The organism is Falsirhodobacter sp. alg1 (assembly GCF_000739715.2).
Taxonomy (GTDB): domain Bacteria; phylum Pseudomonadota; class Alphaproteobacteria; order Rhodobacterales; family Rhodobacteraceae; genus Falsirhodobacter.
Map to the genome: position 1 here is coordinate 1 of NZ_BBJC02000121.1, position 504 is coordinate 504.

General features: G+C 56.7%; 1 pseudogene. It reads right to left on the minus strand.

The features are described 5' to 3' along the window. Window positions 1-248: 248 nt before the first annotated feature. A pseudogene (locus TR36_RS15340) lies at window positions 249-504 on the minus strand (arsenical-resistance protein); the annotation flags it as partial.

Sequence of the window (504 nt, forward strand, 5' to 3'; positions counted from 1 at the left end):
TAATAACAGACCAAAAGCAAAAGCTGCCGCCACGCGCGACAGGATGGAGGTGTAAAACCGCACAGGATCATCCTTTTGTAACGAAAGATGCCCGAGGCACCGGATCGGCAATATCAATTCACATAACGGGCTTTGTGTAAGATGCCTTGGAGGAAAGCCTCAAACGGCAAATACCGTTCCCTGCCAGCACCCGGGCTAATGCGATGAATGCCCGGCCTGCCGCGCACCGCCCTGCGGGCCTTCGATATGGCTGTATATTGGGCGGCATCTTCAGGCCAAATCAGCGGCGTGAAGACAGGGGCAAAGAACAGCACGGACAGAAGTGCCATGGTGAACGGCTTCATAAGCCAGCGTCACCAGAAGACCTTTGGGTTGGCGCGCGACACCAGCAACCGCGCCGGAATCCACCCCCACCATCATCGGATGTACCATGGCTCCAGATAGGCACTGCCACGGCAAGGTTCACGCTCGCGATCTTGGTCGCCGCAATGTCCTGACAAGCTA